Below are 10,764 nucleotides of genomic sequence, written 5' to 3' on the forward strand. Positions count from 1 at the left end.
ATACTAATTAAATGAAGGATTTTTTTCATTTTATCTAGAAATAGTAAGGAAAGAGGACAAAGGAGGAAACCATAGTGGCAAAGGCTACAAAGGAATTACCAAAAAGAAGTGAAATACCAGAAGAAAAAACGTGGAAGCTTGAGGATATTTTTAAAACGGATGACGCATGGGAGAAAGAATTGCAATCGCTGAAGAATGACATCCCATCAATAGAAAAATTTCAAGGTAAAATAACGGAGTCTGCACAAAATTTGTATGACGTACTAAAACTGCAGGATCAACTGTCAGAACGACTTGGCAAGCTATTTACATATGCACATATGCGATCTGATCAGGATACAACCAACTCCAAATATCAGGAGATGAATTCAAAGGCTGAGAATCTGCTGACAATTGCATCAAGTTCCATGAGTTATATTGTTCCGGAAATCCTGTCTACAGACGAAGAAAAGCTGCAAAGCTTTATGAAAGAAAAGGAAGAATTAAAGTTATATGAAAAAACGCTCGATGAGATTTCACGTCAGCGCCCACATGTACTAAGTGAAAAAGAAGAGGCTTTATTGGCAGAAGCATCAGAGCCAATGTCCAGCGCTGAGAATACCTTTGGCATGCTTAATAATGCAGATTTAACTTTCCCTACAATTAAAAATGAAGATGGGGAAGAGATTGATTTGACCCATGGACGTTATATTGGATTTTTAGAATCTAAAGATCGCAGTGTACGTGAAGCTGCATTTAAAGCAATGTACGAAACGTATGGCAAGTTTAAAAATACATTTTCCGCTACATTAACTGGTACGGTTAAGACAGATAATTTTAATGCAAAGGTACGTCATTATGATTCCGCGCGGCACGCAGCTTTGGACGGCAATAATATTCCTGAGCAGGTATATGATAATCTAGTTGAAGCAGTTAATGATAAATTGCCATTGCTGCACCGTTACGCCGAATTACGCAAGAAAGTACTCGGACTCGACGAATTACACATGTATGATATGTATACACCACTTGTAAAAAATGTTGATATGACGATTCCTTATGAAAAAGCACAGGAATATGTAATTGACAGTTTTGCCCCCCTTGGTGAGGATTATGTGAGTAAAGTGAAAGAAGGCTTTGAGAATCGCTGGATTGACGTTGAAGAGAATAAAGGAAAACGAAGCGGAGCATATTCGTCAGGTGCATATGGCACAAATCCATACGTATTGCTTAATTGGCAGGGGAAAGTGAATGATTTATTTACTTTAGCACATGAGCTTGGACATTCATTACACAGCTATTACACACATGAGTCGCAGCCATTTCGTTACGGAAACTATTCCATTTTCGTAGCAGAAGTTGCGTCAACATGTAATGAAGCATTGCTCAATGATTATATGTTAAACCATGTGGACGACAAGAAACAAAAACTTTATCTGCTAAATCACTTTTTGGAAGGATTTCGCGGGACTGTTTTCCGTCAAACAATGTTTGCTGAATTCGAGCATGATATTCATAGACGCATGCAAGAGGGTGAGGCCCTAACTGCTGAGAAACTGACGGAAATTTACTATAATCTGAACAAAAAATACTTTGGGGATGACGTTGTTTCTGACGAGGAAATTGGTTTGGAATGGGCGAGAATTCCACATTTTTATATGAATTATTATGTCTATCAGTATGCGACCGGTTACTCAGCAGCTACTGCACTCTCCACGCAAATTCTAAATGGGGAAGAGGGAGCTGTAGATCGTTATCTTGACTTCCTGAAAGCGGGAAGCAGTGATTACCCGATTGAGGTACTGAAGAAAGCAGGCGTAGACATGACATCGAAAGAGCCGATATTGGCAGCACTTGATGTGTTTGAAGAAAAGCTTAATGAAATGGAAGAACTGTTGTTAGGATAAGAAAAAAGGCTGTCACCGTTGCTTGTGGTGACGGCCTTATTAGCAGTCAAGAAAGTATAAAACCTTTCTTACTGCATAAGTGGCAACTAAGTCTTATCTATATTAGGGCTTTGCGATAAGCCTAGTTTTCTAATATTATCCTCGCATTCCTCCACGGTAAACATTTCGATGTGTAAACGTATAAATGGTTAGATAAATTGAAATAAATAACATCGGTAACGTAATAAATAGTGGTATCAACTGCATGAGACCGAGAATATTTAAGAAAATGACAATAACCGTTGTGATTAAAAAGATAAGCGGGAGGAGATCCTGCATGATATCCACTCCAATCATTAATCTGTTTGTAAATCATATGTGACAGAAAATTGAATTAGAAGTGTGACATTTTTGTGAAAAGGTTCACCTGCAATTGAAAAAAAACACTACTGTTGATAATATTATAAATGTGAGATGAATCACAAACAAAAACCCCTTTTGTTTGATTATGAAACTTTCTCCCATCCCCCCCTTTGTTTATAATAAAAGGTCGGAGATCTATTTAGGATATACGCTGCCCCGTATATCCTTTTTTATTATATATGAAATTATCCATTAAATTCGAAAGTTTTTCAAAAATGATTGACCACGCCGCGATTGAAAATATGTTAAAAAGCTAGATGTACTGACATTTACTAGACTTTTCATCTATGCCCAGCTAAAAGGTCTTCCAAAATATACGGCGCGTAAGTGAAAAAGTTAGTCGTAAAAAAAACGGGAGATGTTCACCAATATTTAGAGAGCCCTTAAAATCAGCCAAAAAAATACACAAAGCACAACACGATGCTTTGCGTATTATTTATCATTATATCTCCAGAATGTTCCGTATTTCACGGGGATCATTTCTACTGATCGCTTTAACAGCAACTTCTTCATCTCTTTTTCTGTTTTAGCTGTTGTCCAGTCATATACTACCGAAATTTCTTTATTACCGACAACACCATAATTCTTGAGGAAGTCTTCCAATGGTGGTTTGCTTGAAGGTACAGGATCCTTCTGAAGAATCTGTTTCAGTACCTGAACATAAATATCATATGGATAAAGTCCGGAAATTTTAATTCCTTCTTCTTCAGAAACCTGATTAAAGAACACAATTGTCGGGATATAATCTACTTCCATTTCCTTTGTCAGCTTCAAATCACACTGAAATGCCTTCTTAGAAGACGTCGAATATAGGTCATCTTTAAATTCCTCAATATCAAGGTTTGATTGTTTCGCACATTCTATCAATACTGCTTCATCTGAGATATTCTGCTTTTTTAGAAAAACATTCTCCTGTATCTTCCGCAAAAAAATTCGACCTGCTTTTTTTCCTTGCAGTTCTGCTGCTTTTATGGCAAGTGATGCAATCCATGGAGACGAAACAGGATTCTCAATCCATAAATCACCATCACAACTCATACCTGTGCGATTAGCTGTTTTTTCCCAGATATCTCGTAATCGTTTTGGTTTATCAAATTTATCTTTATTAAGTGTATTTAAATGCCCGCTGATAATTGGGCGTATCGTGAAAAATCGTCCATATTCTATAGATAACTTCTTTAGATAAGGTTCCAGCGACCAGCACTCCGGACAGAGCGGGTCTACAAAAACATAAATTTCAATTGGTTTTTTTACAAAATCGAAGTAGCTATACTTTGCCGATGTGTTTGTACTTTTTGAGCTCATTAGCCCAGATTGACTCCAACTCACATCGATTCTCCTTTCTGTTATTACGGGGTATTCATCATATGGTGTGCTGTCATGGTCAGTTTTTCAAATATAGCTGTCTTGTATGGCTCCTCAATTTCTGCTTCTTCCAGTGCTGCATTCATACATTCCAACCAAGCGTCTTTTCGTTCAGGCGTGATTTCAAAAGGTAAATGACGTCTGCGTAACATCGGATGACCACGTTCTTCGGAATATAATCTTGGACCGCCGAAAAACTGTGTTAAAAACATTCTTTGTTTTCGGGCAGTTTCCGTTAAATCTTCTGGAAAAATTGGAATCAGCTTTGGATGGTTGCCCACTCGTTTATAAAAATTTGTCACTATTTTATCAATTGAATCAAAGCCGCCAATCGCTTCGAACATTGTTCCAGGTTTGGTCATACAGTTATTCTCTCCTACTCTGTTTGTGTTAATTGTAGCAACGTAAAAATTTAAGAGCAACTAATCTGATTTATTCTACAGAATAATTGCTGTCGTTATTTAACTTGGAGGAGAAGAATCGTTGTATCTTATTAGGTGTATGACGTCGCTTTATGTTAAATTTATCCAATGTATCCTGCATCATTTTTATGCCAAGTTCTTCGGAAGCAGCTTCTAATTCCAATTCATAGTCAGATGTGTCACCATATGTACTGTAGTCAAGCACCAATAACACGCCCTGATAATTCAGCTCACGCCGTTTGGTTGTCAAACTTCCAAAGTATTTTAAATCATCTAGATTAATTCCTTTATTTTCCAATTGCATTGATGTGTATTTTTTTGCAATGTAATCTTCGTTTATCCATTGGTTAGCTTCCTGTATTGTTAATGTATCATGTGTTTCAAGCAAACCAGTGTCATTTGGTTCTTTTAAAGTTAGTGTAAATGTGTTATTTTTTTCCCTGATCCTTAATGCACAGCCATTTTTCTTAAGCGTAAAGTCAGCTGTTTCAAAATAATGATTTGTTTGTGTTTGGGCATCATTTGGGAAAGGCAAACTATATAAGACGCGTTCAAATTCGTCTTTTGTCAATAAATTTTTATATTCAATTTCAATTTCCTGAGCCAATTAGAAACCTCCGTTATGATTATTAATAGAAGTTTAAAAAAATAAAAAGGTTGGCAGGTGGTTGTAATTAAATATTAAAGTTAACCTGTCCCTTTCACTTTTGTTTATTATGGCGAATGATATACAAATATGCAAAGATTATCCATTTTCATATAGTATGATAAAATGGGGGAAAAGATGATATAGGGTGGTGTGAGGATGAATTGGGATGTAATACTTGCCCCTTATTCACAAGCAGTGGAAGAATTGAAAGTAAAACTGAAAGGAATTCGTGCACAATTTGAACATGAATCAAGACATTCGCCAATTGAGTTTATAACAGGCAGGGTAAAACCAGTACCCAGTATTTTAGAGAAAGCTGATAGCAGAGATATACCACTGGAACGGGTTGAACAGGAACTGCAGGATATTGCAGGTGTTCGAGTTGTTTGCCAGTTTGTTGATGATATTTATACAATTGTTAATATGATTAAATCACGTAAAGATTTAACGATTATTGAGGAAAAAGATTATGTATCAAGAAAAAAGGAAAGTGGCTACAGATCATATCATATGATTATTGAGTATCCAGTTGAAACGATACATGGCGTTAAGATGGTTTTAGCTGAAATTCAGATTCGCACATTAGCCATGAATTTCTGGGCGACAAATGAACATTCATTAAACTACAAGTATAAAGGAAGCATTCCGAAAGATATTAAATCAAGACTGCAGCGAGCGTCAGAAGCAGCATTCAAATTGGATGAAGAAATGTCGATTATTAAAAATGAGGTGCAAGAAGCACAACGTATATTCCATCGAAAGTAAGGAGAGAGCTGACTGTGAAATTTGCGATAGTATCAAAAGGCGACGAAAGATCAAACAAAATTAAAGCTACCATGAGACAATACTTAACTGATTTTGATTTGGAATATGATGAGGATGATCCTGGGTTAGTCATTTCGGTTGGTGGTGATGGCACCTTTCTCGAGGCTTTTCACAGCTATGTGAACTGCATTGATTCCACTGCATTTATTGGAGTACATACTGGACATTTAGGTTTCTATGCGGATTGGGTGCCGGATGAGGTTGAAAAGTTGATCATTGAAATCGCCAAAACTCCTTTTCAGGTTGTCGAATATCCATTATTGGAAGTGATTATTCGTGGTCAAGATGGAGGAAAAGAGGACCGTTTTCTCGCTTTAAATGAAGCAACAATAAAAACAGCAGAAGGGTCAGTTGTGTTTGATGTGGAAATAAAAGGCGATCACTTTGAAACATTCCGTGGTGATGGCCTTTGTATTTCAACACCTTCAGGCAGTACAGCGTATAATAAGGCATTAGGCGGCGGAATCATCCACCCATCTCTTGAGGCAATTCAGCTTACCGAAATGGCTTCGATTAACAATCGTGTTTTCCGTACGATTGGCTCACCATTAATTTTGCCGAAACACCATACATGCCTTTTGAAACCTGTTGTGGATCGCAGTTTTTTAATTACGATAGATCACTTTACGCAAAATTATACAAATGTAAAATCAATTCAATGCCGTGTGGCAAAAGAGCGAGTCAGATTTGCAAGGTTTAGACCATTCCCATTCTGGGACAGGGTACGTGATTCATTTGTTTCAGATGATGATAAGGAATTTTAGTAATAAGGTAAAATGTGTGGCAGGTGAAGCGTGTTGAAGTGGATAATTGAAAATGAACATCAAGGAATGATTATTAGGGAATATCTACAGCGGGTACAAGCTTTTTCCAGAAACGTCATTAAAGCTATCGTTCATGAAGGTGGGGGAATCTGTATAAATGGGTCTCCCAAAACAGTGCGCTACCAATTAGCGGTTGGTGATGAGCTTTCTGTAACATTTCCAAAAGAGAAAAAGGGTCCTTTCATGATACCTGAAGAAATGCCACTTTCGATCGTTTATGAGGATGAGGATGTATTAATTATTAATAAGCAGGCAAACATTGCGACAATACCATCCAGCATTCATCCTTCTGGAACGATTGCGAATGGGATACTATTCTATTACGAAAATCACGATATACCATATACAGTTCACATTGTAACACGACTTGACAGAGACACCTCAGGGTTAATGCTCATCGCTAAACACCGTTACAGTCACTCCATTTTGGCAGCATCACAGAAGGCAGGCAAGGTAAACCGACGATACCATGCAATAGTAGAAGGTCATTTAAAGCATAAAAAAGGAACCATCGATGCCCCAATTGGACGCAAAGATGGTTCCATTATTGAACGAACAGTAGCAGCAACAGGTAAGCCTGCTGTTACGCATTATAATGTTGTGGAAGAGTCCGCAACCCATTCATTACTGGATGTTCACTTGGAGACAGGGAGGACGCATCAAATACGTGTGCATTTTTCAGATTCAGGCTATCCGATAGCAGGGGATGACCTGTATGGTGCTTCCAATGATGCGATTAATCGTCAGGCACTGCATTGTTATAAGCTTTCCTTTATACATCCTTTAACAAAAGAATGGATGCATTTCACGATACCAACAGCTCATGATATGGCTGATTTGTTTTACTCAAAGTAATGGAACTTTTCCTCAATTAATGGCTGCTTTGATGGTACAGAAACAGTTTCTTCCTCTGGTAACCGAAAAGCAGTCAACGAATTTCCAAACACACATCCAGTATCAATATTAATCGTATTATTAATGATACGTGGCTGTTTTATCGGTGTATGACCATAGACAATCCAGCTAGTTCCGTGGTAATTCAAGGCCCAATCACGTCTGATCGGACGGCCGTCTTCATCAAACTCTCCCGTAATATCACCATAAAGCACAAAGGTTTTTACCCGTTTATCTGTTCGTCCTATATATGCTTCTTTAATTCCGGCATGAGCCACAATTGCATTTACTTCCGGTAACGTCAGATATAGTGGAGCATTTTCGTATAACTTGAAAAACTGTTGTTTGACCGCGTGCTGTTCAGCTTTGGGCAATGATGTATATTCCGATACTGTTGTTTCCAGGCCATAACGCTGATTGACATTATTTCCTAAAAAATAACGATATAATTTATTGCAATGGTTGCCAGGAACGTAATGGGCTTTCTTGTGTACGATAACCATGTCATATACCAGTTTAATTAACCCTATAGAATGCGGGCCCCGATCGGTAATGTCCCCTAAGAATACTGGGATTCTGCCATCGGGGTGTACAAAGATATGTTGTTCGTATTTGTAACCTAATGCATGAAAGAGCTCTTGAAGCTCCTCCATACATCCATGTACATCACCGATAACATCAATACTCATTATTCTTTCCACCTTGCCTCACTAAACATATATTCTTTCGTTCTCGAATGGACATTAAGAACAATACCGATCGCCAGCATATAGGTAATTGTTGAACTGCCACCGTAACTTATAAATGGAAGAGGAAGTCCCGTGATAGGCAGCAGCTGAATGGACATTCCAATATTCTGGAAAATCTGATAGGCAAACATACCAATCATTCCTGTTACAAGATAGCTGCCATACGTGTCATTACTTAACAATGCGATGTGAATCAGACGGTAAACCAATAAGAAAAACAACATGACAACAATACTTGCACCGACAAAGCCAAATTGCTCTGAGATTGCCGTGAAAATCATATCGGTATGGCGCTCTGGTACATATACTTCCATATCACCAATACCTTTACCAAATAACTTACCTGACCCAATTGCCATCATAGCCAGTATAAGCTGGTAGCCTGCATCATAATTCTGCTGCGGGTTTAACCAGCCATAGAATCTGCTTGATACGTGATCAAATACGGATTCTTCCAGAAAGTCAGCAATTGGACCAGGAAATAAATACCACGCGGCTATGGCCAGCAGGACGATATCGATGACGATAAAAGCAATGGAAAAAAGAATTCGCCACTTAATACCTGACACGAGGATCATAAAGCCAGTTATCGCTATCAGCACTAACAACCCGCCCAAATCCGGCTGTACAGCTAATAAAGCCATTGGGGGTGCGGCTATTAGAAGTATTTTTGCAAGCAGACCCAAATCGCTTTTAATCGTCTTATCCAGATATTTATTGTTATGACGAACCATTACATGAGCAAGCGTCATAATAAGGATAATCTTCATAAACTCCCCAGGCTGGATTGTTCCTATTACAGGGAATTTAAACCAGCTGACAGCCCCATTCGCTTCATGAACGATTCCAGCTGGAAAACCAATAAAAAGCATGAATAGTGAAGTTAGGCCAAGACCATATAAAATCCATGTTATCTGGTGAAAACGATCATAATCAATAAGCATAATTATAAAAATTACGATTCCACCTGTGACGAACCATAATGCTTGTTTAAGCAGAAAGTTGGAACCGTCATACTTTTCGGGTAAACTCGGTACGATTGTATATAAACTAAATAGACTTACTAACCCTAAAAGGATTAGTATAAACACTAATGTATAATCAATATTAAGATTTTTCATATATTTAAACCATGCTCTCTGTGTAAATCTTGTATGTTTCTTTAATAATTTTACACGAAAATGATAAATAAATTAAGTCCTCATTTCAAAAAGCTTGTTTCTAATAGAATGTTATAGTTGCATTTATGCTGTATGAAGGTTTTTATACTTTCATAACTGAAACAATTTCATATTTTATGGATGAAGTAGTAAATCCAAATGAATTGTAAATGTGCTAGGCAATTTGATGTCCACTACATACGGACGCTTTCCGTGGGCATGGATTGAGACTCCTCGTGCTATCGCACTTGTGTTAAAATAAATACAGATATTAACGGTCGGGATAGTTTAACAAGATAAGTTTAAATAACGAGTGTTAAAATGCGTAAAATATAGTTTGGGGGGAGAACCGATGAAAGTAGAAAAAAAGACAATAGAAACACAAGAGAATAAAGTTATTCAGTACACCCATATTCAAAATAATTCACAAGTTGTTTGCTTTATGTTTTCTGGTGCAGGTTACACATATGATAAACCATTATTTTATTATTCAACAATGGTAATGCTTGAAAATAATTTTGATGTCGTGCATATCCATTATTCATACTATAAAAGTGAATTAAATCTACCGAAAGATGAGTTGGCAAACCTGATTGTTGCAGATGTAACCCCTGTGGTTACCGAAGTGATTGAAAGAGGGGAATATGATGAGACAATCTTCTTAGGTAAGTCACTTGGTACTATTCCGATTACTTCTAAGTTTGCCAATGATCGTAACTATTTGAATGCAAAAATGATTATCCTCACCCCATTATTACAACACGTTTTATATTATAAAAGATTATTAGAGAGTAAAAATAAAACACTTCTAATTATTGGAAATGAAGATGCCCACTACATTCCAGAGAAGATTATCACACTTTCTCAAAAAAATAACTTCAAAATTATAGAAATTGCTAATGCAAACCATTCATTAGATATTGAGCAATTTGATACCTCTACATCAATTTCAGTATTAAATAACATAATGACAAAGTTAAAAGACTTTGTAACATAGTGGTTAGGTTATGATTGCAAGAGTTTAATAAGGTATTGGTGAGTTTCTACCTATTCTCAATAAGGGAATAAAGTATTAAAACTTGGAATGAGGATCCGACAATCAGTCGAAGTGAATCCTCATTCCGTTAAATAGCAGAAAAGGTGCTCTTGGACGGGTGAGACGGATCCTCGTTCCGTTAATAACAGAAAAACAGCCAAATTTGAGGCAGAAATGACAAATAGCGGAACGAGGATCCGAACCCATGCTTCAAACGAGGTTTTTTTAACAAATAACGGAATGAGGATCCGCCAAAACAGTAAACCGGATCCTCATTCACTAGCCTTGCAAATGTATCCACAGGTTAAATATTTCCTGTAACTGGTATCCATTTTCAAATGAATTTCCAAATAATTACTGGACGAAATAAAAAAAATCTCCTAATGTAGAAGGATATCCGCAACCAACGTTATCCGTAATTCTACATAAAGGAGATTTCTTATGGATAACACTAGTATAACAAATCAATCTGTTTTAAGTAAATGTTTATCTTTATTACCTTTTGACTCCTTCTCTTCATATTTTCTTGATTGGGGAGTCAAAAAGCTTACA

The 10,764-nt window shown here is 37.1% G+C and carries 11 protein-coding genes; 5 read left to right on the plus strand and 6 right to left on the minus strand.

Annotation, left to right across the window (positions count from 1 at the left end; genetic code table 11):
* Positions 1–74: 74 nt before the first annotated feature.
* Entirely contained in the window at positions 75–1,886 is a 1,812-nt protein-coding gene (gene pepF, locus ACE1TG_RS17680) for an oligoendopeptidase F (RefSeq protein ID WP_375053729.1), read from the plus strand.
* A 135-nt stretch (positions 1,887–2,021) separates the two neighbouring features.
* Here the strand turns inward: pepF and ACE1TG_RS17685 are convergent, their stop codons facing one another.
* The 4 genes from ACE1TG_RS17685 to ACE1TG_RS17700 form a co-directional block, all read right to left on the minus strand.
* Entirely contained in the window at positions 2,022–2,204 is a 183-nt protein-coding gene (locus ACE1TG_RS17685; protein WP_209478880.1) for a hypothetical protein, read from the minus strand.
* Positions 2,205–2,720: 516 nt separating this feature from the next.
* Positions 2,721–3,617 carry a ClpXP adapter SpxH family protein gene (locus ACE1TG_RS17690; RefSeq protein ID WP_375053730.1) on the minus strand — a complete coding sequence of 299 codons (897 nt, stop codon included), beginning with the start codon at positions 3,615–3,617 and terminating at the stop codon, positions 2,721–2,723.
* Between the two features lie 20 nt (positions 3,618–3,637).
* A complete protein-coding gene (locus tag ACE1TG_RS17695) occupies positions 3,638–4,015 on the minus strand; it encodes a globin domain-containing protein (RefSeq protein WP_375053731.1) in 378 nt (125 codons plus the stop codon).
* Positions 4,016–4,085: 70 nt separating this feature from the next.
* Positions 4,086–4,682: a CYTH domain-containing protein gene (locus ACE1TG_RS17700; protein ID WP_375053732.1), complete on the minus strand. Its 597-nt coding sequence runs from the start codon at positions 4,680–4,682 to the stop codon at positions 4,086–4,088.
* Between the two features lie 198 nt (positions 4,683–4,880).
* Here ACE1TG_RS17700 and yjbM point away from each other — a divergent pair, with 198 nt between their 5' ends.
* The 3 genes from yjbM to ACE1TG_RS17715 are packed head-to-tail and all read left to right on the plus strand — an operon-like array spanning position 4,881 to position 7,228.
* Complete coding sequence (gene yjbM / locus ACE1TG_RS17705) at positions 4,881–5,489, plus strand: GTP diphosphokinase (protein WP_375053733.1); 609 nt, start codon at positions 4,881–4,883, stop codon at positions 5,487–5,489.
* Between the two features lie 14 nt (positions 5,490–5,503).
* Positions 5,504–6,313 carry an NAD kinase gene (locus tag ACE1TG_RS17710; protein ID WP_375053734.1) on the plus strand — a complete coding sequence of 270 codons (810 nt, stop codon included), beginning with the start codon at positions 5,504–5,506 and terminating at the stop codon, positions 6,311–6,313.
* Positions 6,314–6,346: 33 nt separating this feature from the next.
* Positions 6,347–7,228 carry an RluA family pseudouridine synthase gene (locus ACE1TG_RS17715; protein ID WP_375053741.1) on the plus strand — a complete coding sequence of 294 codons (882 nt, stop codon included), beginning with the start codon at positions 6,347–6,349 and terminating at the stop codon, positions 7,226–7,228.
* Here the strand turns inward: ACE1TG_RS17715 and prpE are convergent.
* Positions 7,216–7,956 (minus strand): bis(5'-nucleosyl)-tetraphosphatase PrpE, encoded by a 741-nt coding sequence (gene prpE / locus ACE1TG_RS17720; protein ID WP_375053735.1) that lies wholly within the window; start codon positions 7,954–7,956, stop codon positions 7,216–7,218. The two genes, ACE1TG_RS17715 and prpE, sit on opposite strands and share 13 nt — an antisense overlap.
* Positions 7,956–9,137, minus strand: coding sequence for an FtsW/RodA/SpoVE family cell cycle protein (locus ACE1TG_RS17725; RefSeq protein WP_375053736.1), 1,182 nt, complete (start codon positions 9,135–9,137; stop codon positions 7,956–7,958). The genes prpE and ACE1TG_RS17725 overlap by 1 nt, the downstream gene beginning before the upstream one ends.
* A 391-nt stretch (positions 9,138–9,528) precedes the next feature.
* Here ACE1TG_RS17725 and ACE1TG_RS17730 point away from each other — a divergent pair, with 391 nt between their 5' ends.
* Positions 9,529–10,173 carry an alpha/beta family hydrolase gene (locus ACE1TG_RS17730; RefSeq protein WP_375053737.1) on the plus strand — a complete coding sequence of 215 codons (645 nt, stop codon included), beginning with the start codon at positions 9,529–9,531 and terminating at the stop codon, positions 10,171–10,173.
* The last annotated feature ends 591 nt before the right edge of the window (positions 10,174–10,764 follow it).

This window comes from Virgibacillus sp. JSM 102003 (assembly GCF_041949995.1).
Taxonomy (GTDB): domain Bacteria; phylum Bacillota; class Bacilli; order Bacillales; family Amphibacillaceae; genus Lentibacillus.

Excerpts from the sequence above, each read along its gene's own strand:
- yjbM (WP_375053733.1), top strand. The coding sequence starts at position 4,881 with ATGAATTGGGATGTAATACTTGCCCCTTATTCACAAGCAGTGGAAGAA.
- ACE1TG_RS17725 (WP_375053736.1), bottom strand. The coding sequence starts at position 9,137 with ATGAAAAATCTTAATATTGATTATACATTAGTGTTTATACTAATCCTT.
- ACE1TG_RS17730 (WP_375053737.1), top strand. The coding sequence starts at position 9,529 with ATGAAAGTAGAAAAAAAGACAATAGAAACACAAGAGAATAAAGTTATT.
- ACE1TG_RS17685 (WP_209478880.1), bottom strand. The coding sequence starts at position 2,204 with ATGCAGGATCTCCTCCCGCTTATCTTTTTAATCACAACGGTTATTGTC.
- ACE1TG_RS17695 (WP_375053731.1), bottom strand. The coding sequence starts at position 4,015 with ATGACCAAACCTGGAACAATGTTCGAAGCGATTGGCGGCTTTGATTCA.
- prpE (WP_375053735.1), bottom strand. The coding sequence starts at position 7,956 with ATGAGTATTGATGTTATCGGTGATGTACATGGATGTATGGAGGAGCTT.